The sequence below is a fragment of the Burkholderia stabilis genome (assembly GCF_001742165.1).
GTDB lineage: Bacteria > Pseudomonadota > Gammaproteobacteria > Burkholderiales > Burkholderiaceae > Burkholderia > Burkholderia stabilis.
The window spans coordinates 3,148,703-3,172,556 of the sequence record NZ_CP016443.1 but is presented as its reverse complement, the minus strand read 5'-3'; the positions used below and the strand labels follow the sequence as shown (position 1 = coordinate 3,172,556).

The following is a 23,854-nucleotide window of genomic DNA, read 5'->3' as shown; positions in this document are numbered from 1 at the left end:
CTACGATGGGTGCATGGATACGACCACACCCTCCTCCGCCTTCCCGCCCGCGCTCACCCGCGTCGTCGCGACCGTGAGCATCGGTTTTGTCGTCACGCAACTCGACGTGACGATCGTCAACATCGCGCTCGCGCATCTCGCCGGCGACCTGCATCTGCCGGTCGCCGGCCTGCAGTGGGTCGTCGATGCGTACACGCTCGCGTTCGCAGTGCTGATGCTGTCGGGCGGCGCGCTCGGCGACCGTTTCGGCGCGCGCCGGCTGTACGTCGCGGGCCTCGTGCTGTTCGCGCTCGCATCGCTCGCGTGCGGCGCCGCCGTCTCGCCCGCGATGCTGATCGCGGCCCGCGCGCTGCAGGGCGTCGGCGCCGCCGCGATGCTGCCGAATTCGCTCGCACTGCTCAACGACTCTTGCCGGCATGACCCGCACCTGCGCGCACGCGCCGTCGGCGGGTGGACGGCCGCCGGGTCGATCTCGATCGCGGCCGGCCCGGTCGTCGGCGGGCTGCTGATCGCCGCCTGGGGCTGGCGCGGCATCTTCCTCGTCAACCTGCCGCTGTGCGCGGCGGGGCTCGCAGCCGCGTTGGCGTGGGTGCCCGCGCGCCGCGAGGCGGCCGCACCGCCCCGCCCCGCTCGTGCGCTCGACCTGCGCGGCCAGCTCATCGCGATCGCGATGCTGACCGCGCTGACCGGCGCGGTGATCGAATGGCGCCCGCTCGGTTTCGCGCATCCGGTCGTCGCGGGCGGTTTCGCGCTGGCGGCGCTGGCCGCGCTCGCATTCGTCGCGGTGGAATCGCGCACGGCCACGCCGATGCTGCCGCTGTCGCTGTTCCGCCATCGCACCTTCAGCGCGGCCGTGTTGTTCGGGATCTGCGTGAATCTCACGTACTACGGCACCGTGTTCGTGCTCGCGCTTTACCTGCAGCGCGCACGCGGCGAATCAGCGTTGCAGGCTGGCCTCGCGTTCCTGCCGCTGACCGGCGGCTTCCTGCTGTCGAATCTCGCGAGCGGCCGGGTCGTCGCGCGTCACGGCCCGCGCGCGCCGATGCTGGCGGGCGCGCTCGTCGCCGCACTCGGCTACGGATCGCTGCACTTCGTCGATGCGTCGACGCCGCTGGCCGTCCTGCTCGTGCCGTTCCTGCTGATTCCGTCGGGAATGGGGTTCGCGGTGCCGGCGATGACGACCGCCGTGCTCGCGTCGGTCGCGCCCGAGCGGGCCGGCATCGCGTCGGCCGTGCTGAATACCGCGCGGCAGGCAGGCGGCGCAATGGGCGTCGCCGCGTTCGGCGCACTCGCCGGTGGCGGCGGTGCGTCGCAGGTCGTCAGCGGGCTGCGGATCGAAACGGCCGTGTCGGTCGCGCTGCTGGCCGCGGCCGCACTGCTCGCGACGCTCGTCCGGCCCGATGCGCATCGCGGCGCATCGGCCACCCGTCAGGCGGTGCGGACCGCCGAATGAGCCGGCTCGCTCACGCTTCGCCGGGGTCGCGCTGAATCAGGTGGCGCCACGGAAATACGTTGCGCTTGAAATGACTCACGTAGCCGCCGGTGCCGGCCTGGATCACCATGAATTGAAGCCGCGGATGCAGTGCATGCAGCGCTTCGAGTTCCGCCAGATCGAGACAGGTATTTCTCAGGGTCAGCGTGTGGAGCCGTTGTCCGGCGCGGCTCTTCAGCAAGCGCTCGTAAGCTTCGAACGACGTCACGCTGCCGGCTTCGCGCTCGCGCTTCCAGGTGGAGTGCAACGCCGTCGATTCGGAGAAATCGAGCGAACCGAGCGACGCCAGGTTGTCGCTGCCGGCCAGGTGATCGATGAACTGCTGCGTGTCGTATCCGCCGCCGATGCGCAGCCGGCTCAGATGGGGAAACGGTGTTTCGAAGAAATGCGCGTCCGGCGCATTCGGCACCGTCAGCTCGGCGAGAAACGGCGCCTTCGCGACGAAACGGGCAATCTCGCCGCCCTCCTGCATGATCAGGTCGCGGCGCACGATCATCGACATGTTGTGATCGGCCGGCTCGGTCGGCCTGACGTACAGCGAACGCAGCATCGGGAAACGCGCATCCGAATCGAGCAGCAGGCCGAAATCCCATTCGCGCGTGCCGTTCGCCCCTTCGTCGGGGCCGCTGAACGCCAGATCGGTCACGACGCCGGCGACATCCGGTTCGGCAAGACATTGCAGCGTCCACTCGAGCGGCTCCTCCCACGCGGCGCCGAAGTACCGCACATGCAGCCCGGCCCGCATCGGCGCGACGCTCACGTGGTTGAAATCCGTCAACCACAGCGGTTCCGCCGGATCCGTGTGGTCGCGCCCGTCCTCGGCGCCTTCGCGCTCGTTGTACGCGTGAAGGCGGCGCTGCAGGTCGAGAAGACGCCGATAACCGGCAGAATCCAGCGGATGGGACATGGCGATGCGGCTCCGAGCGACGACGATCGCGCCAGTCTAGCCGACGGCGCGGCCGCCGCGCATGACGCTCACCGTCGCGTCGCGCCCGCTTCGTCGCCGATCTTCCTCACGACCGTCTCGGCCGCTTTTACGGGCCGGCCGTCGTCGTGCCGCAGCGCGAGCTTGCGGATCGCGCGCCCCGTGCTGCGGTCGACCAGCACCGAATGCGGCTCGCCGCGCGCGAACAGGTTCGCCTCGCCCCACTGCCGCAGCATCACGATGACCGGAAACAACCCTTCGCCCTTTTTGGTCAGCGCGTACTCCTGATACGCGGTGCCGTCCGACGCCGGCACGACGTCGAACACGCCCGCGTCCACCAGCATCCTGAGCCGGTCGGACAGGATGTTGCTCGCAACGCCGAGGCTCGCGCGAAAATCGCCGAACCGGCGCACGCCGTCGAACGCATCGCGCACGATCAGCAGCGCCCAGCGATCGCCGACGATATCGGTCGCCCGCGCCACCGGGCACGGCGAATCCGCAAGACTTTTCTGCCTGGCCATATTCCTCTCCGCAGTCGAGCCGGCCGCCTTCATGGCAGCGCCGCCCATCCGTGCGCGAGCCCGTCGCCCGCCGCACAACAGGTTGCATTTTAAAACTACTTTTCCTACACTCACACCAGTTTCAAATTGCAACTACTTTGTGCGAGGAAACCCATGGAGTCTTCCTGTCATTCCGGCGCCGTTGCGTCGAACGGGCCGACCGCGTCGAATACGCAGACGCATGCGGCACATCCAGCCGGCGACGGCCGCCTGTCTTCCGCACGCGTCGCGCTGCTGGCCGTCTGCTGCGCCGCGAGCGTCGCGAACGTCTACTACGCGCAGCCGCTGCTCGACTCGATTGCGCGGGATTTCGGCGTGTCGCAGGCGGCCGTCGGCGGCGTCATCACCGCCACGCAGCTCGGCTGCGCGCTCGCGCTGCTGTTCGTCGTGCCGCTCGGCGACCTGCTGAACCGCAAGCGCCTGATCGCCGTGCAGCTTCTGCTGCTGACGGCGGCCTGCATCGGCGTGGCCGCATCGTCGACGCGCATCGCGCTGCTGGCGGGGATGGTCGCGGTCGGCCTGCTCGGCACTGCAATGACGCAAGGACTGATCGCGTGCTCGGCTGCGCTCGCGGGCGCCGGCGAGCGTGGGCGCGTGGTGGGCGCCGCACAGGGCGGCGTCGTGATCGGGCTGCTGGCCGCGCGTTCGCTGGCCGGCGTCGTCACCGACATCGCCGGCTGGCGCGCCGTCTATCTCGTCTCGGGCGTACTCGCGATCGCAATGCTCGTCGTGCTGTCGCGGCTGTTGCCCGATACGGCCGAACCGCGCGAACGCATCGGCTACGCGGCGCTGCTGCGATCGATGGCGGCACTGCTGCGCAACGAACGCGTGCTGCGCGTGCGCGGCGCGATCGCGCTGCTGATGTTCGCGGCATTCAGCATCTTCTGGAGTGCGCTCGTGCTGCCGCTGAGCGCGCCGCCGCATTCGATGTCGCATACGCAGATCGGCGCGTTCGGCCTCGTCGGCGCACTGGGCGCGGCGGCGGCCACGCGTGCGGGCCGGCTCGCGGATCGCGGGCGCGGCGAAGCGACGACCGGCGCCGCGCTCGCGCTGCTCGCGTGCTCGTGGCTGCCGCTTGCGTTCGGCAATACGTCGATCGCGCTGCTGATCGTCGGCATCGTGTTGCTCGACGTCGGCGGGCAGGCCGTCCACGTCGTCAACCAGAGCATGATTCTCGGCGCGCGACCCGACGCGCACGCGCGCCTCGTCGGCTGCTACATGCTGTTCTACTCGGCCGGCAGCGGGCTCGGCGCGATTGCGTCGACGATGATGTATGCGCGCGCCGGATGGACGGGCGTCTGCGCGCTAGGCGCGGTCGTGAGCCTTGCTGCCCTCGGCGTATGGGCCGCGACGCTCAGGCGCGCGTGACGCGCCCGGGCGGGGAAAATCGGATGGGGAAACCCGGCTACCCGCTTCGGGCAGCCGGCGCGCGAACCGGCCACGCACGACACCGGTTCGGCGCGCGCAATGCGCGCCGCTGGGGCTCAGCCCGCGATCTGGATCGCCTCTTCGTACACATCGGCGACGCGCCGCGCGATCACCGCGTTGTCGAAATGATCGCGCGCGTAACGCTTGCACGCGGCTTCGTCGGGCAACGCGATCGCGCCCGACAGCGCGGCGCCGAGCCCTTCCGCGATCGCGTCCGCGCCGGTCGACGGCAGCACGAGATCGTCCGACAACCCGGCGACCGCCTCCGGCAACCCGCCGACCGGCGTGACCAGCACCGGCGTGCCGGATGCGAGCGATTCCACGGTAATCAGCCCGAAGCCTTCGAGCGCGACCGTCGGCACGACGCTGACCGTCGCCGCGCGGTACAGCGCCGCGAGATGATGGTCGGGCACGAAACCGAGCAGCTTCACGTTGTCCTGCAGCCCCGCCGCATCGATGCGCTGCTGCAGTTCCTCGGCGATCTTGCCCTTGCCGGCGATCAGCAACAGCACGTCCGGGTGACGATGCTTGAGAAGACCGATCGCGTCGATCAGGTCCTCGAGCCCCATGCGCCGCACGAGCCGGCGCACGGCCAGCACGATCGGCCGGTCCTGCGGCAGTTGCAGCTTGTGCCGCGCCTCGGCGGGCGTGAGCGGCGTATCGAACTGCGCGGTGTCGACGCAGCCGGGAATCACGCGCACGCGCGACGGGTCGATCCCGTAGCGGTTCGTCAGGATCTGGCCGAACGCCTGCGACAGCACGATCAGCCGCGACGAGCGCGTATAGACGGCCTGTTCGAGATAGCGCTTCGCGCGCTGCCCGAGCGACGCGGCGCCCTCGACCTGGCTTTCGTCGGCCCACGGCCCCTGGAAGTGCGACACCTGCGGAATCCCGCGCGTCACGTCGAGGCCCGGGAACGTGTACAGCGCGAAGTGCGACGAGATCACGTCCGGCCGCTCGCTGCGGATCTCCTCGCGCAGCGCGCGCCGCGCGGCGAGCATCCGGCGCGCGAGCGGCTCCGACGCGGGACCGAAGCCCTGGATCGCGCCGCCCGTGTCGTCGGCGACCTTCGGCGAGCCCGCGACGAGCCCGCGCACCTCGACGCCCGCGCCCGGCAGCGCACCGACGAGCGAGTAGTACATCCGGTCGAGGCCGCCCGCGCGTTCGGGGAACCAGTGCATGCCGATCTGCAACGATTTGATCGGCCGGGAAGATTGGGACATCACGTTTGCTCCTGCGTGACTGCATGCTCGACCCGCTCGAAAGCGGACGGCTGCGGGGGTTGGCCGATGCGCCGGTAGAGCGCGATGTACTGGGCGCCCATATGCGCCCAGCCGAAACGGGTCATCAGTTCGCGGGCCGCGTCGCCCATCGCGCGACAGGTGTCGCGCGATGCCGCGAGCGAGCCGATCGCCTGCGCGAGCGCGGCCGGATCGTCCGGGTCCTCCAGCACGATCCCGCACTCGCGCGTGATGATCTCCGCGCCGCCGGCCGTGCGCGCGGTGACCACCGGCAGCCCGGCCGCCATCGCCTCCAGCAGAGACAGGCTCATCGCTTCGTAGCGCGACGGGAACACATACGCGTCGACCGAGCGCATCAGCGTCGGCATGTTTTTCACCAGGCCGAGGAAATGCACGCGCGCATCGATGCCGAGCGCGCGCGCCTCTTCCGGATACGGGCTGCCGGGCAGATACCCGGCCACCGCCAGATGAACGTTGGCCGGCAGCTTCGTCAGCGCCTTCAGCACCGTGCCGAGGTTCTTGCGCGGCGTGCGCAGGTCGCCGACGAACAGCAGCAGGAACGCATCGTCCGGCAGCTTGAACGCCGCGCGGTCGGCCTGCGCGCCCGCGAACGCGCTGGCGTCGACGCCGTTGTAGATCACGCTGATCTTGCGGCTGTCGATGCCGAGCGCGGCGATCTCGTCGGCCACCTTCTGCGAGACGGCCGTGATCGCGCGCGAACGCCGGTACGCCCAGCGTTCGAGCACGGTGTTCACGCGCGTATAAATGTATTGATAGGCGGACCACAGCCCTTTCGCGAGCCCAAACGGATAGTACGGGCTCCTGAACCAGCCGCCGTGCACGAAGTGCGCGGTGTTCACGTCGGCCTTGATCCACGAGATGAAGCCGTTCACGTGCAGCACGTCGTACTCGTCGCGGTGCGTGCGCAGCCACCACGCGCTCTTCAGCGCGAACACCTGCTGCTTGACGAGATTCGACGGCCAGAAGCGCCCGACCTTCACGGGCACCCAGCGCACGCGCGGGTCGGCCAGCAGCTCGGGCGCGACGTGCGACGCAACCAGCGTGACTTCGTAGTGCTCGGCCAGCGCCGCGCGCGCGATTTCGTAATTGACGCGGCCCTGCCCGTCGTTATGTCGCACGACATGCGTGACGATCGCGATTCTCAATGGTCGCCTCCCCGTGAATGCGCGGCGCCCAGCAGGCGTTGCGCCTTCTGCCAGTGCGCCGCGGAAAGTATCGAAAAAATGGCCGTGAACATCAGCAGGCCGCCCGTGCCGATCAGCGAGTTCGTGAACACGAGCATCGCGAACGTCGACAGGCACAGGCTCAGGCACGCGCCGACGAACTTGTCCTTGCGCAGCCTGAACGCCGCGCGCAACGTGCGGCCGAACAGCATCACGACGCCGGCGAGGTACAGCAGCGTGCCGGGCCAGCCGAGCACGAACGGCACGTTCATCACGCCGCTGTCGAAGCTGCCGTACTTGCCGAGCTCGCCGCTGTCGCTCGACAGCTTCGTCGACGCGCCCGTCGCGCCCATCCCTTCGCCGGCGACGTCGGTGAACGCCGTCTGCGCGAAGGTCGCGTAGAACTTGTTGCGGTCGTCGTAGCTGCGGTCGTCCTTCAGGTTCGTGATCGACTGCAAGCGCGCGCCGAGACGGTCGGCGACCGGCCCGACGGTCAGCAGCGGCACGCACAGGCCGACCAGCACGACGCCGCTGATCAGAATGCGCATCCGCACGCGGTTGTTCGACTGCGCGAGCTGGATCGCGAGCGCGATCACCCAGCCGCCCCACGTCGAGCGCACGAGACACAGCGCGAACGACACGAAGCCGGCCGCCCCGGCGAACCAGCGGATCTTCTGCGGCGCCGCGAGCACGAACACCAGCGCGCCCATCATCGCGAACGCGAACGGCCCCGACGAGTTCATCGTGCTGAACACGCGCACGCCGTACGGCACCGGCTCGCCCTGCGAACCCATGTCCGAGCCGATCATCCACAGCACGTCCCACTGCGGCATCACGAAGTACTGCACGACGCCGTACAGGCCCATCACGAGCATGCCCCACATGAAGGTGGACAGCAGCACGTCGCGGTACTCGGGATAGTCGCGCGCGTTGACCATGATGTGAAAACCGATCAGCACCGGGTACACCCAGTTCGCGAGATCGTAGGTCGCGGCCATCACGCCGCTCGACACGATCCCGACGAGGTACGCGTACGTGAGCCCGAACAGCATCAGCAGAATCGGAATCCCGCGCCGCTGCGCGAGCACGCGGTAATGCCGGATCAGCCCGAGGCCGGCGATCATCGTCACCGCGAGCGGCGCGACCTGGATCAGGCTCGTCGGCGTGAACGCGCCTTTCGACCAGTCGGCCAGACGCCGCACTTCCGGGCTCAGGAACCACACCCACCACATGAAGCCGACATAACGCGCCGGGCTCTTGAAATACAGCCAGATGCCGACCGCGATGGCCAGCACCGGAAACGCGAGCGTCAGCACCTTGCCCTGGTGAATGGCGATCAGCGCGGCCGTGAAAGTCCACAGCCCGGCCTGCCCGACCCAGTGTTTCGGTTCGGGCAACCAGCTGCGGCTGCGCGACGGGGCGCGTTCGGCGGCAATCGTACTCATCGATCCGCACTCACCGCGACGACGGACGCGAATCCGCGAGCGGCATCGAAAGGCCCGCGGCCGCCGGCGTCCGGCGCCGGCGTAGCATGTCGCGCGTGATCCGCACGTGCTGCTCGGCAAACGCCTGCGTGGTCAGGTCGCGCTCGCGCAGGCACGCGGTGGCAGCCCGCGCGCAATCGAGCGCCGCTGCCGGATCGGCAACGAAACGATCGGCGGCCTGGCGCATCGCCTGCGCATCGAACGCCGGCACGTAGGCGGCCGTATCGTGCGGAAAGTAGTCGCTGAGGCCGCCGACGTCGGACACGATCATCGGCTTGCCGACCGCCGCCGCCTCGAGCATCACGGTGATGCCCGACGCGTGGAAGTTCGGCCGCAGCGGCACGACGATCACGTCGGCCCATGCATACAGCTCGTGCTGCTTTGCAAGCCCCGACGCCGAACCGATCTTCACGTTCGGCGCATGCCATTCGCGCGGCACGCGGCGGCGCGTCGCGAGCCGCACGTCGTAGCGCGCGTCGCCGCCGAACGCGGCGAGGAACGTGCGCCAATCGCGATCGCGATCGTTGCCGATCGCCGCGATCCGCAGCGGCCGGTTCGGCCGCCATTGTTGCGGCTCGGTGATCGGAAAGTCCTGCGTGTTCAGCCCGTAGTAGACGAATTCGGCGTCGCGCCCGAGATAACGGCGGCACAGCTCGGCGTTGTCGCGCGCGAGCGTGGTCAGCGCGTCGGCGCGCGCGAGCAGCTTGCGGTACAGCCAGCGGCGCGGGCCGCCGAAACTGCCCCACTTGTCGAACAGCCACACGCTCTGCGCGAGCAGCAGCGGGCGCCTGCCCTGCGCGCCAGCGAGCTTCAGGATCAGCGACGCGGCGAGATGCTCCTGCTCGGTGTGCGTCCAGATCACGTCGGTGTTCAGCAGCGCGGCGCGGTTGCGCCATGCATGCACGACGTCGAAACCGAGCGCCGCCTTCAGCGCGCGGCGCGCGAGGCTCGCGACGCGGCTCTCGCCGCCGTCCTGCGAATAGGACAGCCGGAATTCGTCGGATTCGGCATGGTGATAGCCGTACAGGCAGCCGATGTTCTCGCCTTTCCGGTAGGTGCGCGGATCTGCGCCGTAAAACAGGTGAACGTGAACTTGGGTCGGGGTCATTCGTGCCCTCCGGGATGACCGCGCGCGAGGCGCGCAGCCCGTTCAAGACGTCACCGGCGGCATCGCCGCGCGGTGGGGGCAAGGTTCGCGCGGCGGGCATCGCGTGCGCCGCGCCGCACCGCGCGCCAGTGCTCGCGGGTCCGGTCTCGCTTCGCCGTATGCAGCGACAGCAGCACGTGCGCGACGCCCGGGTAGACGCGCGTGCCGACCAGCGTCCACCACCACCAGGCGATCTCGCGCCGCACCGGCGGCAGATGTTCGCGCAGGATCAGATGCAGGTTGTACGCGCCGTTGCTGATCGCATTCAGCGACGCGGCATCGCGCCGGTCGTCGTCGAAGCGTTCGGCCGGAAAATGATCGACCGCGATCGCCGGGTCGTAGACGAGCTTCCAGCCCTCGCGCTGCACATGCATGCTGAATCCCATGTCGTTGTGCACCTGCGCGCCGGCGCCGCGCAGCCGCGTGTCGAAGCGCAGCCGTTCGATCGCGGCGCGCCGGTAGCTCATGTTCGCGCCTTTCAGCATGTCGACTTCGCGTGCGCCGCCGACGCCGAGGTGATGATTGCCGACGATCTTGCCGGACAGCGTGAGCTGGCCGACCAGCTCGCGCGACTCGTCGAGCACGCGGCCCTTCTCGTGGACCCAGTCGCGCCCGCCCACCGCGCCGACGCGCGGATCGGCCAGGAACGCCGACTCGACGCGCGCGAGCCAGTCGGGATGCGGCGCCGCATCGTCGTCGGTGATCGCGACGATGTCGCCGTGCGCGGAGTCGAGCCCCTTGTTCAGCGCGGCGACCTGCCCCGGCACGTCGACCGGCACGATGCGCAGCGGCAGCGCGCCGCCGACCGCCGGATCGGCGAGCCGTTCGTGCGTGGCGTCGTCCTCCGGGCGCGCGACGACGATCACCTCGTCGGGCAGCCGATGCTGCCGCTGCAACGCCAGCAGGCAGCGCGCGAGGTCGGCGGGACGCCGGTAGGTCGGAACGAGCACGGAAATTTTCATCGTTGGTTCTCCTGTCGGCCGCTCAGGCGCTCAGGTATTCATGCACGGCCGCATAACCGCGGCCGTAGCCGCGCGCCTTCGGCGGCACGCCGTTGAAGATCCCGCCTTCCAGATCGACGCCCGCGGTGCGCAGGCGCTTGATCGCGTCGGCGATCTCGCCTTCGGTATGCATGCCCGAGCGCAGCACCAGGAACGTGGCACCGGCCATGCGGCCGATGATCGTCGCGTCGGTCACCGCCAGCACCGGCGGCGAATCGATCAGCACGATGTCGTAGCGCTTGCCGAGCCCTTCGAGGTATTGCGGCAGGCGCGTCGACATCAGCAGCTCCGACGGATTCGGCGGGCGCGTGCCGGCCGAGATGAACGACAGGCCCTGCACCGGCGTCTCGCGGATCGCGTCCTCGAGCGCCGACTGGTCGCTCAGCAGCTCGGACAAACCCGGCTGCAACGTGAGGCCGAAGTAGCGGTCGAGCAGGCCGCGGCGCATGTCGGCGTCGATCAGCAGCACGCGCTTGCCCGAATGCGCGAGCAGCACCGCGAGGTTGACCGTCAGGAAGCTCTTGCCGATGCCCGGCGTCGGGCCGGTCAGCACGATCACGCGGTTCTTCGCGTCCATCATCGCGAACTGCATCGCGGTGCGCAGGCTGCGCAGGCTCTCGACGCTCAGATCCTTCGGACGCAGGCTCGCGAGGATCGGCCGCGCACGGCCGCCGCTCTTCTCGGCCATTGCGTCGAGCTTCACCTGTTCGGCGCTTTGCGGCACCAGCCCGTACAGCGGCAGGTTGAACGCGCGCTCGATGCGATCCGGGTCCTCGATGCCCTGGAACATGTTGCGGCGCAGGAACACGACGCCCGTGCCGAGGATCAGCCCGAGGAACACCGCGGCCGACAGGATCAGCACCTTCTTCGGCTTGACCGGATCGCCCGGGCGCAGCGCCGAATCGACGAGGTGGATGTTGCCGCCCGTGCCGGCCTTCTGCACCGACAGCTCCTGCACGCGGTTCAGCAGCAGCACGTAGATGTCCTCCGCGACCTTCGCGTCGCGCTGGAGCTGGACGGCCTTCACTTCGGTCGCCGGCAGGCTGCGGAAGCGGTTCGCGTACTTGTCCTTCTCGCTTTGCAGCTCCGCGAGCTGTTGCTTCGCGGCGATCACCATCGGATGCGAATCGGTGAAGCGCTGCGCGAGCGACGCGAGCTGCAGGCGCTGCGCGGCGATCTGCTGCTCGTACTGCACGCTGCCTTCGAGATAGACCTTCGCCTCGTCGCTCGCGTTGATCGAGCCCGACGTGCGCTGGTACTGCGTCAGCGCGGCTTCCGCGCGTTCGAGGTCGGATTTCAGGCGCGGCTCCTCGCCCTTCAGGAAGTCGAGCATCTTGGTCGCTTCGGCCTGCTTCGCGACCACGTGCTGGTTCAGGTACGACTGCGCGAGCGCGTTCGCGATCGCGGCGGTCTGGTCCGGGTCCTTGCCTTCGAGCGAGATCTGCACGACGCCCGTCTGCTTGCCCTGCTCGGTCACCTGGATGCCGGCCTGGAAGCCGCTGATCGCGTCGAGATCGTTGTAGCGAACCACCGTGAACTGCGTGCCCGGGCGCGCGACGAGCTTCTTCACGAGCAGCGTCACGCCGCCGCCCTGCGCGGTTTCGCCGACGCTGCCGGACAGCAGGCGGCCGCCGTTCACGTCGGACAGCGCATAGGTGTCGTTCGGGCCGGCCGTCAGCGTCAGCTTCTTGCCTTCGAGCGCGGGCACGACGCTGATCGAATCGACGTCGGCCACTTCACCGCCCCATGCATACGACTTCAGGCCGAGCCACGGCCGGGCCGGCATGCCCGGCGTCGCGACGCGCGCGGCAAGGCTGCCGATTACCGGCAGCGTCTTCGGCACGACCGAGAAGTTCAGCTTGAACTGCTCGACGACCGGCGACACGACGCCGCGGCTCTTGATGATTTCGATTTCCGCATCGGTCTGCGCCTGCTGCGGACCGGTGTTGATCGTCGCGCCGGTCTGCGTCTGCGTGAGCGCCTGCGACGTGTTGTCGTTGCTCTCGACCCGCACGTGCACGTCGGCCTGGTACACCGGCTTCGCGATATAGCAGTAGAGGCCGGCGAGCGCGACGACCGTCACCGCGATGCCGAGCAGCAGCCAGATGTCGTCCATGATGACCTGGAGCAACTGGCCGAGGACGACGTCCTCTTCCTCGGTTTTCACGGACAGATCCGCGTAGGAGTGTTTCGCTTGCGTGTTCACCATTCGTTCCCGCTTGAGTGGTGCCGGGGCGGAGGCGCCGCCCCGGCGGGCTATCAGCGCGTGATTTGCTTCATGTAGAAAATCGTCTGGATCGTCGGCAGCACCTGCTGCAGCACCCGGTTGAACTGCACCGAGGCAGCCGTGCTGACGTAGACGACGTCGAGCGGCTGAAGCGGGAAGCGGCTCGACAGCATCAGCGCATCGGGCTGCGTCATGTCGAGGCGGAACACTTCGGGCTTCGTCGGGTTGTCGCGCATGCCGCGCATCACGTAGATCTTGCGCGGGTTCGCATCGGTGTCGAGAATGCCGCCGCCCGCCGTCAGCGCGTCGGCGATCGTCAGCTTGCCCTTGAGCATCGGCACCGTAACCGGCGTCTTGACCTCGCCCATGATGAACACGCGGCTGTCGCTGCGGTCCGGCACGTTGACGATGTCGCCCTGCTGCAGCATCACGTTCTGCCTCACGTCGCCACGATCGAGCACGCCGTTCGCGTCGAGCGTGTAGAGCTTGCCGTCGCGCGTCAGACGCACGCGCTGCAGGTCGGCGTCGGTGGTCGAGCCGCCCGAGCGCGAGATCGCGTCGACCAGCGTCAGCGGCACGTCGCTCATCGCGAGCGGGCCCGGCGTCTTCACCTCGCCCGTCACCTGCACCTTCTGGCTGCGGTACGACAGCACGCGCACGTCGAGCTGCGGATTCTTCACGTAGCGTGCAAGACGCGTGGCCAGCTCGTCACGGGTCTGCGCGATCGTCTTGCCGGCCACGTGGATACGGCCGACGAACGGGAAGAAGATCGTGCCGTCCGCCGCCACCGTCTGGCCGTAAGGATCGGCCTGGCCGGGCAGCGACGACGAATAGGGTTGCTGCAGCGCGCCCGCGATCGTCTGCGTGGTGTTGCCGCCGCTCGAGAACGACTGGCCCTGCGGCGTCGTCAGCTCGGGGTGGTCCCAGACCGTGACGCCGAGGATGTCCTGCGGGCCGACGCGGTACACGTACTGCGACGGATCGGTATACCGTGCCGGCGGCAGCGGATGGTCGACCTGCGCCTTCTGCAGCTGGTCCATCACCACTTTGGCGTCGATGTAATGAACCGGATAGGTTTCGGCGGCTTCCTGCCGGCCTTCGTCCTTCAGGTTCGACGAGTCGAGGTAGTTGCCGGGTGCGGTTGCGCAGGCTGACAGGAAAGTCGTCAGCGCGACGGCAAGCGCCACCGGGCGCATCGGGCGTTTCAGCATAGTTTCTGTAGCCATCCTTGAACCAGGCGTTCGATCAGTGAGTAGCTCTCGCGGTAATCCGCCTCGGGGCCGCCGTGCGGGTCGGCAATCTCGGCCCCTTCCCACTTGCCGAGCAGGTGGACCTTGCCGCGCGCGAACGGATCGACCGATTCGACGGCCGTGATCTGCCGGCGCTCGCTGACGAGAATCAGGTCGGCGTCGCGCACGAACCGGCGCGACAGCCGCCGCGAGCGGTGGGTCGTCGCATCGACGCCGCGCTCGGCGAGCAACTGCCGCATCACCGGATCGATGCCGTCGCCGTCGTTCGCATGAACGCCGGCCGAGTGGAACGTCGGGCGCGGGCCGCCGCGCGACGCGGCGTGCGACTTGAACAGCATTTCCGCCGCCGGGCTGCGGCAGACGTTCGCGTGGCAGACGATCAGGATGTTCCGGAACATGGCGTCTCGTAACAGGTGACGGGAATCGGGTTACGCGCTCGCGCGCGCAGCGCCCGGCACGCGGGCGGCGACGGCCTGGCGCGAGCCCGGCCGTCCGATCGGGTGGTATTCGATGCCCTGCTCGCTCATCGCCTCCGGCTCGTACAGGTTGCGGCCGTCGAAGATCACCGGCGACTTCCACAGGCGGCCGAGCGCGACGAAGTCGGGGCTCTTGAACGCCTTCCATTCGGTGACGATCACGAGCGCGTCGGCATCGCGCGCGGCCTGCGCTTCGTCGTCGACGAAGGTCAGGCGCTCGAGCCAGCTCGGGTGATCGGCGAGATCGAGCGCGATCACGCGGCGCGCCTCCTGCTGCGCGACCGGGTCGTACGCCGCGATGCGCGCGCCGCGCGACAGCAGCTCGGCGATCAGCTCGCGGCTCGGCGCTTCGCGCATGTCGTCGGTATTCGGCTTGAATGCGAGGCCCCAGATCGCGAACGTGCGGCCCGTCAGGTCCTCGCCGAAGCGCGCGACGATCTTGTCGGCGAGCACGCGCTTTTGCGTCGCGTTGACCGACGACACCGCTTTCAGGATCTGCAGCGCCTGCCCGTGCTCGTCGGCCGTGCGGATCAGCGCCTCGACGTCCTTCGGGAAGCACGAGCCGCCGTAGCCGCAGCCGGCATACAGGAAGTGATAGCCGATGCGCGGATCGGAGCCGATCCCGCGGCGCACGGCCTCGATGTCCGCACCGAAGCGGTCGGCGAGGTTCGCCAGCTCGTTCATGAACGAGATGCGGGTCGCGAGCATCGCGTTCGCCGCGTATTTCGTGAATTCGGCCGAACGCACGTCCATGTACAGCGTGCGTTCGTGGTTGCGGTTGAACGGCGCGTACAGCTTCTTCATCAGCTCGCGCGCGCGCTCGCCCGGCACGTCGTCGTCGCAGCCGATCACGATGCGGTCCGGCCGCGTGAAATCGTCGACCGCCGCGCCTTCCTTCAGGAATTCCGGATTCGACACGACCGAGAACATCTGGTCGCCGCCGCGCTTCGCGAGCTCCCCGGCGACCGCCGCGCGCACGCGCTCGGCCGTGCCGACCGGCACCGTCGACTTGTCGACGATCACCTTGAAGCCTGTCATGTAGCGGCCGATGTTGCGCGCCGCCGCGAGCACGTATTGCAGGTCGGCCGAACCGTCCTCGTCGGGCGGCGTGCCGACCGCGATGAACTGCACGTCACCGTGCGCGACCGCGGCCTCGACGTCGGTCGAGAAGCGCAGGCGGCCGGCCGAACGGTTGCGCGCGATGACTTCCTTGAGGCCCGGCTCGTGGATCGGCACGCCGCCGTTGTTCAGGATGTCGATCTTCGCCTGGTCGACGTCGAGACAGAACACGTCGTGCCCGATGTCGGCGAGACAGGCGCCGGTGACAAGACCTACGTAACCGCTGCCGATGATAGTCAGATTCATGATGTGTCGGACCTCGTGACCAATGATTCGAAATTCGTAAAACCGGAATGCCTGCGCGGCGCGACGTCAGTACGCGTTGCTGCCGGTGAAGCCTTTCCAGAGCGTCAGCGCGACGATCTTGATGTCGAGCCAGAACGACCAGTTCTGCATGTAGTACAGATCGAGCTTCACGCGTCCCATCATCTTCTCGATCTGGTCGGTCTCGCCGCGAAAGCCGTTGATCTGCGCCCACCCGGTGATGCCCGGCTTGATCCGGTAGCGGAACATGTAGCCCTTGACCAGATCCTTGTAGATGTCGTCGTGCGCGAGCGCATGCGGGCGCGGGCCGACGACCGACGTCTCGCCCTTCAGCACGTTGATGAACTGCGGCAGCTCGTCGAGGCTCGTGCGGCGCAGGAACCGCCCGACCGGCGTCACGCGCGTGTCGTGCTTGGTCGCCTGCGTGACCTGCCCGGCCACTTCCTGATGCACCTTCATCGAGCGGAACTTGTAGATCTCGAACTCGTGCCCGTCGATGCCCTTGCGCTTCTGGCGGAAGAACACCGGCCCGCGCGACGTCAGCTTGATCAGGCCGGCGATCAGCACCATCACCGGCGCGAGCATCGCGAGCGCCGCCAGCGCGAACAGCCGGTCGAACACGAACTTCGGCAGGATCCGCACGTCGGTGATCGGCGACGCCGCGAGGTTGATCGCCGGCACGCCGAGCACCTCGACCACTTCCTGGTTGAAGAACGACAGGCTGCGCACATCCGGAATGAAGCGGATGTTCACGAAGTCATGACGGAACACCGTGACGATCTGGTACATCCGGCGCTCCTCCGAGATCGGCAGCGTGAGCCACAGCTCGCGGATCGCGCGGCTGCGCACGAGCCACACGAGCGATTCGAACTGCCGCTCGATGCGCACGTCGTCGAGCGCCACGTCGCCGGCCGCCGCATCTTCGTCGTACACGCACACCGGGTTGAAGCCCGCTTCGGGCCGCGCCCGCATCTGCGCGATCAGCCGCCGCGCCGCCGGCGTGCCGCCGACGATCGCCACCGCCTTCAGGTTGTAGCCGCCGCGGCGCAAGCGCCGCAGCACTGCGTGCACGCACGCCTTCGATCCCGCCAGCAGCGTCGTCGTCGCGACGGCCCAGTAGCCGAGCCACAACCGCGACAGGTCGCCCGACTGATGAAAACTGAAACTCATCAGGATGCCCGCGAGCTCGACCGCGAGCCACGCGAACGCGACGCGCCCCATCAGCCCGACGAGACGCTTGCCGCGCCACGACTGGTAGATGCCGACCGCGGGAAAGAACACGACGACGAGCAGGCAGTCGAACAGCACCGTCGTACGCTGCAGGTCGTTGAGCCAGATACTGCCGCCGTGCAACGCGGCGGCGATCAGCGCCCCCGTCACGACCATCGCGATATCGATGACTCTCGCCAGCACGCTCAACATGTCTGCTTCCTCTTTGAACAGGCGTTTGCCGAACAGCTCCTCGTGCGGCCCATGCCGCACCTTCGATTCAAACGTTGCATGACGCTATTGAACCGGCAAGAAAATCGCGCCTCAAGCGCACAAGTATTTCGAAAAATAATCGGAAATTCTTGCCGCGATCTTTTTGAATTAAATCGGCACGTTTTCCCGAATCGTTCATGATCCGGGAAATTTTCGGAATCTTTACGATTTACGCTCACCCTTTGCGGGCGGTCATGTCCGGCTGATTCATCGATTTATTTTTTACTTTTTTATTGGCATCCGATGCGATCGGGGAAAATTTTCCCGGGTGATCAAATGGCGAATATCAGGTAATTGGTCCGGTTTTATTGTCGATTTACTTCATGCTACAACGACAGGCACTGACTTCAACCGTGGAGAGTGTCACCATGAATGCTCCGGCCGTGACAGCCGAAACGCGCCCTTCTTCTTCCGCCGCAACCGCCGTCGGCGCGCGCGTCGCCGTGCAGCCGGTGATTCTTGCCGGCGGTTCCGGCACGCGTCTGTGGCCGATGTCGCGCGAACGTTTTCCGAAACAGCTGATCGGCCTGCTCGGCGATCATTCGCTGCTGCAGTCGACCGCGCTGCGCCTCGACGGCCTCGCGGCCAGCCATCCGCTGAATGATGACGTGCTGATCGTGTGCGGCGAGGATCACCGCTTCACGACCGCCGAACAGCTGCGCCTGACGACCAAGCCCGCCACGATCATGCTCGAGCCGCTCGGCCGCGACACCGCGCCCGCGCTGACGCTCGCCGCGCTGCGCCTCGTCGCCGGCGGTAACGATGCCGTGATGACCGTGATGCCGGCCGACCATGCCGTCGCCGACCTGCCGCGCTTTCACGCGGCCGTCGCGGCCGGCGTGCACTGCGCGGCGCAAGGCAAGATCGCGACGATGGGCATCGTGCCGAAGCACGCGGAAACCGGCTACGGCTACATCCGCGTCGGCGCGCCGCTCGGCGACGCCGCGACCGGCAGCCTCGACGTGCGCCGCCTCGACCGTTTCGTCGAAAAACCGCATCTCGAACTCGCGCAGCAGTACGTCGCATCCGGCGAATACTGGTGGAACAGCGGCATCTTCATCGTCCGCGCGTCGGTGTGGCTGAAGGCGATCCGCCATCTCGAACCCGCGATCCACGCAGCCTGCGAACAGGCCGTCGCACAGGGCAAGGCCGATGGCGATTTCTTCCGCGTCGATCGCGATGCGTTCGCCGCGTCGCCGTCGAACTCGATCGACTACGCGGTGATGGAGCCGCTCGCGAGCCTGCCGCAACTGTGCGAAAGCGTCGTCGTGCCGCTCGATGCGGGCTGGTCGGACGTCGGCTCGTGGGACGCGATCTGGCAGATCCTGCCGAAGGACGATGCCGAGAACGTCGGGCGCGGCAACGTGCTGTTCGAAGATGCCGGATCGACCTTCGCGCATTCCGAAAGCCGGCTCGTCGCCTGCGTGGGCACGCAGAACCTCGTCGTCGTCGAAACGCCCGACGCCGTGCTCGTCGCCGACAAGTCGCGCGTGCAGGACGTGAAGAAGATCGTCGGGCGCATCAAGGCGCAACGCGGCGCGGAAGCGACCGATCACCGCAAGGTGCATCGTCCGTGGGGCCATTACGACTCGGTCGACACGGGCGAGCGCTTCCAGGTGAAACGCATCGTCGTGAAGCCCGGTGCGCGACTGTCGCTGCAGATGCACCACCATCGCGCCGAACACTGGATCGTCGTGCGCGGCACCGCGCGCATCACGCGCGGCGACGAAACCTTCCTGCTGTCCGAAAACGAATCGACGTATATCCCGCTCGGCGTCTCGCATCGCCTGGAGAACCCGGGCAAGATGCCGCTCGAGCTGATCGAAGTGCAGTCGGGCGCCTATCTCGGCGAGGACGACATCGTTCGCTTCGACGACACCTACGGCCGGCAATGACGCAACAAGCACCGGGAGCGCCGCTTCGACAGCGGCGCTCCCGGGTGCGGCAAGCATGGAGAGACGAGGCTTGCGCGCGGGCGTCGTGGCACACGACGGCCCGCGCATCGCGCCGCGGCGGCGCTCAACCTACGCGGTAGGCGTATTCGCGGCGCTCCGACTGCACCGGATCGTTGCGGCTTTCGGACAACGCGCCCGCGTGACGCTCGGCGATGAAGCGCTTGATGTCCGACTCCGCACGCGCCAGCGCAGACAGGCCGGCCAGCACCTCGCTTTGCGGCGCGCGCGCCGGCTCGTCGCTCGCGCCGTGGCGATCGATCCACTGGCGCGCCCAGTCGAGCGCGAACTGCTCCGCTTCCTCCGCATCGGTGAAGCGCGGACCGATGAGGCCCGAGCGCTCGACGCGCCGGTCATCCTGCGAGATCTCGGCCCACGCGCGATACATCAGGTTCTGCACGGGCTGTGCGATGCCGGAAATCGTATAGCCGCGATACTCGTCGACCTGCGGTTCGGCCGCGGCGAAGCTCGCCGACGACGCGCGCGCATGACGCAACTCCGCCGCCGGCGTACCGGGCACCACGAACGACGCACGGGCCGGATCGGCCACTTCGTCGTCCGGCATCGCGCTCAGCGACGCACCTTCGCCCTCCCAAACGTTTGCCTGCGCGACCGGCAATTGCCACGACTCGGGGTTTTGCCAGAACACGCCGCGCAAACGATCGTTGTCGGGCACGGGCTCCGCGCGACGGGCGGGCACGACCGGCACCGGCGGCGGCGGAATATACGCGAACGTGCGCCCGCTGAACTGGGTCAGCACGTCGATCATCTGCAGCAGCGTGCCGCTCGCGAGCCACTCCTCGTAGCGACGACGGCACGTCGGCCCGGACGGATAACGACCGGGCAGCTTGGACCAGGCTTCACCGGTCGTCAGGATCCAGAGCACCGCGTTGGCGACGACGCGCGGTTCGGCTCGTGGACGCCCACGACGATTCAGCCGGATGGGTTCATCGGCGATCAGCGTTGAAAGACGAAACCACTCTTCATCGTTAAGCTCATCGAAGAACATAGTAGATCTCTCCACGCAGCCAGGCCGGGCTGCGATTGGCGGCGCCGTCGCGACACATCGCGTCGCGGGGCGGCCAGGTTGCACATTATGGTTATCCGGTGTTGTGCACGCCGGTCCGGCACCGCACTTTCACGGTGCCGGCATTCCCGGCAATGGCGCACAAATCACGGTCTCACTCCAATGTGGGAATTTTTGTGCACGAAGCATACCATCCTCAGGGTTTATCTCAATATGACAATGACTTAATGTTACGCACTGAAACAACCCGCCATGGATGGGTAATCAATTTACGCTTGAATTTTTTTGCGAGATCTTTATGCCGGCCGCTGCAAAGGCCCGTCTGGCGGGGCTCCGCAGGGTATGAAGAATGCCCGCTGGCTGGGCTTCCCGAGCTGTTCCGACCCTTGCCGGCAAAAATCCCGGGAATCGCTGCATAAAATCGGTAAATCAGGGAAAAATTGGTAACAAGATATTCACGAATCGGTAAATCATTCAATATCCATTGAATTGAATTATCCCCATGCACAATCTTTTTATTGTTTCTCCGCGAGTGATGAAAACACGGTGACGCGGAATGCACATTGTTTCCCCGCATGCAAGCGCGCGACGTCTGGTGACGTCTGTTACATCTTCGCGGCGACCGGGCGAGCAGGCACGATGCGACGCATGCGGAAAGCCTGCTTCGGGTCGGAACGGAGAAAAGCGGCATGCGGCGCGCGGGACGCGCCGCGGTCGCGTCAGCGCAGATCGCCGGCCAGCGATGTGCTCACGTCTGCCACCACGCGCTGCGGCGGCATCGTGTAGGCCGGGTGATCGCAACCGATCGACAGCGCCGCCCCGCCCTTGAGCGCCGCGCGCATCGGCGCGTCGAGTTCGAAGCGCACGAAGTGCACGGCCGACGTCTTCTCGGCGGTGTCGCGCTCGAGATCCTCGTCGGCGATCGCGTAGACGTTCGCGTGCCCGTCGACCTGCAGATACACGCGATCCTCGACGCCGATCAGCCGTGCAAGCGCCGCGCGCCGCTCGACTTCGTGCTCGTACTCGATCTGCAGCGTCGCCTTCAGGTTGGTGCCGTCGGGCACGAGCGGCAGATACGCTTCCAGCTCGCCTTCGATACCGGCCTCGTCGAAGATCTTCTCGATGTGCAGCATCTCCTGGATCTGATAGCGGATCGTCGTTTCGTCCTCGAACAGGAAGCGCAGGTGGTTGCCGAGCGCCACCGCGCGGCGGCGCTTGTACGCGACGAGCCGCGCGTGTTCGGTCCTGCGGATCTTCGCGTACGCTTCGAGCGTCAGCAGGGAGTCGCGGGTCAGCGTCATGGGATGTCCTCGTGAATCGGCCGGCATCGGCTCAAATACCGTATGCGCGGCGCAGCAGCGTGAGCGGATGCGCGAGCGGCGCGGCCGGCAACCCCTTCTCGTCGATGCCCTGCACGATGTGATGGCCGGCCAGCGCGCAGTCCGACGATACGAAATCGGGCTGCGGCTCGGCCATCGCCTTGAACACGGGCGTGCCGATCCGCATCGCGTCCGCATGGAATTCCTTCTTCACGCCGAACGTGCCCGCGTGGCCCGAACAGCGCTCGACGACGTTTACGCGCGTGTCCGGCACGAGCGACAGCGCGTCGGCCGTCTTGCGGCCGATGTTCTGCACGCGCGCATGGCACGGCACGTGATACGACACGGTGCCGAGGCCGGTCTTGAAATCGGTCTTCAGCAGCCCGTCGCGATGCCGCGCGATCACGTATTCGAACGGGTCCCAGAAGGCATCGGCCACCGCGCGCACGGCCGCGTCGCCCGGGAACATCAGCGGCAGCTCGCTCTTGTACATCAGCACGCAGCTCGGAATCGCGCCGATCAGCGCGTAGCCGTCGCGCGCATACCGTTCGAGCACGGGCATGTTCACGTCTTTCTTCGCCGCGACACCGGCGAGGTTGCCCTGCTCGAGCAGCGGCATCCCGCAGCAGGCTTCGCGCGTGACGAGCTCGTACGGAATGTCGTTGTGCGCAAGGATCGCGAGCAAGTCGTGGCCGATGCCGGGCTCGTTGAAATTCACGTAGCACGTCGCGTAGATCGCGACCTTGCCGGGCGTGCGCTCGCCATCGCGCACGGGCGGCTGGTCCGAGCGCTTCGCGGTGCGCCGGAACTTGCGCGGCGCGAATTCCGGCAGCCACGCCTTGCGATCGACGCCGAGCGCCGCTTCGAGCGCATGGCGCGCGGGCGGCGTGCGGTTCACCGCGTTCATCGTCTGCGTGACGATCGGGATGCCCGCGAAATGGCCGAGCGCATCGGTGTTCGACAGCACCTTGTCGCGCAGCGCGACTTCGCCGCGTTTGTAGCGCGCAGCCTTGCCGCGCAGCATCAGGTGCGGAAAGTCGACGTTCCATGCATGCGGCGGCACGTACGGGCATTTCGTCATGTAGCAGAGGTCGCACAGATAACACTGGTCGACGACCTTGCCGAATGCGTCCTTCGGCACTTCCTCGATATCGCCCATCGGCGTATCGTCGACGAGATCGAACAGCGCGGGAAACGCGCCGCACAGCGACACGCAGCGCCGGCATCCGGCACAGATGTCGAACACGCGCGTCATTTCCGCATCGATCGCGGCCTGGTCGTAGAACGCGTCGGACTGCCAGTCGAGCGGATGCCGGGTCGGGGCTTCGAGACTGCCTTCCTTGTGGGGCATGGGGCGCTCCAGCGTGGCGCGCATGCGCGCGAGCACGCCGCCCGCTCGATGCGGGCAGCGATGAACGAGAGGACGGCCGCTTGCGGGCCGCCGGGCCGGCGGCCCGTCAGTCGACGAGGCTGTCCAGCGCCTTCGTATAACGGTTCGCGTGGCTGCGTTCGGCCTTCGCGAGCGTCTCGAACCAGTTCGCGATTTCGTCGAAACCTTCGTCGCGCGCCGTCTTCGCCATGCCCGGATACATGTCGGTGTATTCGTGCGTTTCGCCGGCGATCGCCGCTTCGAGATTCAGCCGCGACGAACCGAACGGCAAGCCCGTGGCCGGATCGCCGACTGCTTCCAGATATTCGAGATGGCCGTGCGCATGGCCGGTTTCGCCTTCGGCGGTCGAACGGAACAGCGCGGCGACGTCGTTCTGGCCTTCGACGTCAGCCTTCGAAGCGAAATACAGATAGCGCCGATTCGCCTGCGATTCGCCCGCGAATGCGGCTTTCAGGTTCTCTTCGGTTTTGCTGCCCTTGAGTTGAGCCATTTGCGCCTCCGTTCGAGTCGGCGCGGCCGCGTGTCGAGCCGGGCCGATGAAGTATGTGGGGAACGATGCGTTTGCCGAGGCGAACACGTCGTGCTCTCCAATCTAGGCGCTCGTGTTCGCATCCCCCAATAGGCTTTTTCAATCCGTGCGATAGCGAATGCCCGACGCCGGCCGCACCGGTTGCTGCAAGCGCGTGCGCAGCGATGTCGCTTGCCCGAATGGATGTGCCGGGAAACGTCGCGCGGGCGGATCGATCGCCGAGGAAGCGGAAGTGAACGAATGCAGATGCGACGCGGCACTTCGACGTCGCAGGCGAAGCCCGAAGTGCCGCAGAAATGCATCGCGCCGGGGCGATACGGCCGTGCCCCGGCGCGATGCCACCATCAGGCCGCCCCT

Annotated in this window: 19 protein-coding genes; 3 read left to right on the top strand and 16 right to left on the bottom strand. The window is 67.4% G+C overall.

Annotation, left to right across the window (positions count from 1 at the left end; translation table 11 throughout):
• Positions 1-13: 13 nt before the first annotated feature.
• Complete coding sequence (locus tag BBJ41_RS32030; protein ID WP_069750147.1) at positions 14-1,453, top strand: MFS transporter; 1,440 nt, start codon at positions 14-16, stop codon at positions 1,451-1,453.
• A 10-nt stretch (positions 1,454-1,463) separates the two neighbouring features.
• Here the strand turns inward: BBJ41_RS32030 and BBJ41_RS32025 are convergent, their stop codons facing one another.
• Positions 1,464-2,399 (bottom strand): hypothetical protein, encoded by a 936-nt coding sequence (locus BBJ41_RS32025; protein ID WP_069750146.1) that lies wholly within the window; start codon positions 2,397-2,399, stop codon positions 1,464-1,466.
• Positions 2,400-2,467: 68 nt separating this feature from the next.
• On the bottom strand, positions 2,468-2,938 hold the full coding sequence (locus BBJ41_RS32020; RefSeq protein ID WP_156814915.1) for a winged helix-turn-helix transcriptional regulator: 471 nt from the start codon (positions 2,936-2,938) through the stop codon (positions 2,468-2,470).
• 153 nt (positions 2,939-3,091) lie between these two features.
• Between BBJ41_RS32020 and BBJ41_RS32015 the strand changes: the two genes are divergently transcribed.
• Positions 3,092-4,345, top strand: a complete 1,254-nt coding sequence (locus tag BBJ41_RS32015) for an MFS transporter (protein WP_069750144.1) — start codon at positions 3,092-3,094, stop codon at positions 4,343-4,345.
• A 116-nt stretch (positions 4,346-4,461) separates the two neighbouring features.
• Here the strand turns inward: BBJ41_RS32015 and BBJ41_RS32010 are convergent, their stop codons facing one another.
• The 10 genes from BBJ41_RS32010 to BBJ41_RS31965 form a co-directional block, all read right to left on the bottom strand.
• Positions 4,462-5,628, bottom strand: a complete 1,167-nt coding sequence (locus BBJ41_RS32010) for a glycosyltransferase family 4 protein (RefSeq protein ID WP_069750474.1) — start codon at positions 5,626-5,628, stop codon at positions 4,462-4,464.
• Complete coding sequence (locus BBJ41_RS32005) at positions 5,628-6,812, bottom strand: glycosyltransferase family 4 protein (protein ID WP_069750143.1); 1,185 nt, start codon at positions 6,810-6,812, stop codon at positions 5,628-5,630. Before BBJ41_RS32005 ends, BBJ41_RS32010 begins: the two co-directional genes overlap by 1 nt.
• Positions 6,809-8,275, bottom strand: a complete 1,467-nt coding sequence (locus BBJ41_RS32000; RefSeq protein ID WP_069750142.1) for an O-antigen ligase family protein — start codon at positions 8,273-8,275, stop codon at positions 6,809-6,811. The genes BBJ41_RS32005 and BBJ41_RS32000 overlap by 4 nt, the downstream gene beginning before the upstream one ends.
• A 10-nt stretch (positions 8,276-8,285) precedes the next feature.
• A complete protein-coding gene (locus tag BBJ41_RS31995; RefSeq protein ID WP_069750141.1) occupies positions 8,286-9,422 on the bottom strand; it encodes a glycosyltransferase family 4 protein in 1,137 nt (378 codons plus the stop codon).
• A gap of 50 nt (positions 9,423-9,472) precedes the next feature.
• The gene (locus BBJ41_RS31990; protein ID WP_156814914.1) at positions 9,473-10,423 is read right to left on the bottom strand and encodes a glycosyltransferase family 2 protein; all 951 of its coding nucleotides are present in this window, start codon (positions 10,421-10,423) and stop codon (positions 9,473-9,475) included.
• 22 nt (positions 10,424-10,445) lie between these two features.
• Positions 10,446-12,671: a polysaccharide biosynthesis tyrosine autokinase gene (locus tag BBJ41_RS31985; protein WP_069750140.1), complete on the bottom strand. Its 2,226-nt coding sequence runs from the start codon at positions 12,669-12,671 to the stop codon at positions 10,446-10,448.
• Between the two features lie 50 nt (positions 12,672-12,721).
• Positions 12,722-13,900 carry a polysaccharide biosynthesis/export family protein gene (locus BBJ41_RS31980; RefSeq protein WP_069750139.1) on the bottom strand — a complete coding sequence of 393 codons (1,179 nt, stop codon included), beginning with the start codon at positions 13,898-13,900 and terminating at the stop codon, positions 12,722-12,724.
• Positions 13,894-14,337 (bottom strand): low molecular weight protein-tyrosine-phosphatase, encoded by a 444-nt coding sequence (locus BBJ41_RS31975; RefSeq protein WP_069750138.1) that lies wholly within the window; start codon positions 14,335-14,337, stop codon positions 13,894-13,896. Before BBJ41_RS31975 ends, BBJ41_RS31980 begins: the two co-directional genes overlap by 7 nt.
• 30 nt (positions 14,338-14,367) lie before the next feature.
• A complete protein-coding gene (locus tag BBJ41_RS31970; RefSeq protein WP_069750137.1) occupies positions 14,368-15,780 on the bottom strand; it encodes a UDP-glucose dehydrogenase family protein in 1,413 nt (470 codons plus the stop codon).
• Positions 15,781-15,846: 66 nt separating this feature from the next.
• Positions 15,847-17,220 (bottom strand): undecaprenyl-phosphate glucose phosphotransferase, encoded by a 1,374-nt coding sequence (locus BBJ41_RS31965; RefSeq protein WP_069750473.1) that lies wholly within the window; start codon positions 17,218-17,220, stop codon positions 15,847-15,849.
• A 428-nt stretch (positions 17,221-17,648) separates the two neighbouring features.
• Here BBJ41_RS31965 and BBJ41_RS31960 point away from each other — a divergent pair, with 428 nt between their 5' ends.
• Positions 17,649-19,175: a mannose-1-phosphate guanylyltransferase/mannose-6-phosphate isomerase gene (locus BBJ41_RS31960; protein WP_069750136.1), complete on the top strand. Its 1,527-nt coding sequence runs from the start codon at positions 17,649-17,651 to the stop codon at positions 19,173-19,175.
• Positions 19,176-19,299: 124 nt separating this feature from the next.
• Here the strand turns inward: BBJ41_RS31960 and BBJ41_RS31955 are convergent, their stop codons facing one another.
• The 4 genes from BBJ41_RS31955 to BBJ41_RS31940 all read right to left on the bottom strand — a co-directional run bounded on the left by BBJ41_RS31955 (position 19,300) and on the right by BBJ41_RS31940 (position 23,458).
• Positions 19,300-20,241 (bottom strand): transposase, encoded by a 942-nt coding sequence (locus BBJ41_RS31955; RefSeq protein ID WP_069750135.1) that lies wholly within the window; start codon positions 20,239-20,241, stop codon positions 19,300-19,302.
• Between the two features lie 737 nt (positions 20,242-20,978).
• On the bottom strand, positions 20,979-21,560 hold the full coding sequence (locus BBJ41_RS31950; RefSeq protein WP_069750134.1) for a DUF3501 family protein: 582 nt from the start codon (positions 21,558-21,560) through the stop codon (positions 20,979-20,981).
• Between the two features lie 31 nt (positions 21,561-21,591).
• Complete coding sequence (locus tag BBJ41_RS31945; RefSeq protein ID WP_069750472.1) at positions 21,592-22,929, bottom strand: heterodisulfide reductase-related iron-sulfur binding cluster; 1,338 nt, start codon at positions 22,927-22,929, stop codon at positions 21,592-21,594.
• Between the two features lie 106 nt (positions 22,930-23,035).
• Positions 23,036-23,458 carry a rubrerythrin family protein gene (locus BBJ41_RS31940; RefSeq protein ID WP_048250182.1) on the bottom strand — a complete coding sequence of 141 codons (423 nt, stop codon included), beginning with the start codon at positions 23,456-23,458 and terminating at the stop codon, positions 23,036-23,038.
• Positions 23,459-23,854: the final 396 nt, after the last annotated feature.

Coding starts and splice junctions, on each gene's coding strand:
- BBJ41_RS32030 (WP_069750147.1), top strand. CDS start 14: ATGGATACGACCACACCCTCCTCCGCCTTCCCGCCCGCGCTCACCCGC.
- BBJ41_RS32025 (WP_069750146.1), bottom strand. CDS start 2,399: ATGTCCCATCCGCTGGATTCTGCCGGTTATCGGCGTCTTCTCGACCTG.
- BBJ41_RS32020 (WP_156814915.1), bottom strand. CDS start 2,938: ATGGCCAGGCAGAAAAGTCTTGCGGATTCGCCGTGCCCGGTGGCGCGG.
- BBJ41_RS32015 (WP_069750144.1), top strand. CDS start 3,092: ATGGAGTCTTCCTGTCATTCCGGCGCCGTTGCGTCGAACGGGCCGACC.
- BBJ41_RS32010 (WP_069750474.1), bottom strand. CDS start 5,628: ATGTCCCAATCTTCCCGGCCGATCAAATCGTTGCAGATCGGCATGCAC.
- BBJ41_RS32000 (WP_069750142.1), bottom strand. CDS start 8,275: ATGAGTACGATTGCCGCCGAACGCGCCCCGTCGCGCAGCCGCAGCTGG.
- BBJ41_RS31995 (WP_069750141.1), bottom strand. CDS start 9,422: ATGACCCCGACCCAAGTTCACGTTCACCTGTTTTACGGCGCAGATCCG.
- BBJ41_RS31990 (WP_156814914.1), bottom strand. CDS start 10,423: ATGAAAATTTCCGTGCTCGTTCCGACCTACCGGCGTCCCGCCGACCTC.
- BBJ41_RS31985 (WP_069750140.1), bottom strand. CDS start 12,671: ATGGTGAACACGCAAGCGAAACACTCCTACGCGGATCTGTCCGTGAAA.
- BBJ41_RS31980 (WP_069750139.1), bottom strand. CDS start 13,900: ATGCTGAAACGCCCGATGCGCCCGGTGGCGCTTGCCGTCGCGCTGACG.
- BBJ41_RS31975 (WP_069750138.1), bottom strand. CDS start 14,337: ATGTTCCGGAACATCCTGATCGTCTGCCACGCGAACGTCTGCCGCAGC.
- BBJ41_RS31970 (WP_069750137.1), bottom strand. CDS start 15,780: ATGAATCTGACTATCATCGGCAGCGGTTACGTAGGTCTTGTCACCGGC.
- BBJ41_RS31965 (WP_069750473.1), bottom strand. CDS start 17,220: ATGTTGAGCGTGCTGGCGAGAGTCATCGATATCGCGATGGTCGTGACG.
- BBJ41_RS31960 (WP_069750136.1), top strand. CDS start 17,649: ATGAATGCTCCGGCCGTGACAGCCGAAACGCGCCCTTCTTCTTCCGCC.
- BBJ41_RS31955 (WP_069750135.1), bottom strand. CDS start 20,241: ATGTTCTTCGATGAGCTTAACGATGAAGAGTGGTTTCGTCTTTCAACG.
- BBJ41_RS31950 (WP_069750134.1), bottom strand. CDS start 21,560: ATGACGCTGACCCGCGACTCCCTGCTGACGCTCGAAGCGTACGCGAAG.
- BBJ41_RS31945 (WP_069750472.1), bottom strand. CDS start 22,929: ATGCCCCACAAGGAAGGCAGTCTCGAAGCCCCGACCCGGCATCCGCTC.
- BBJ41_RS31940 (WP_048250182.1), bottom strand. CDS start 23,458: ATGGCTCAACTCAAGGGCAGCAAAACCGAAGAGAACCTGAAAGCCGCA.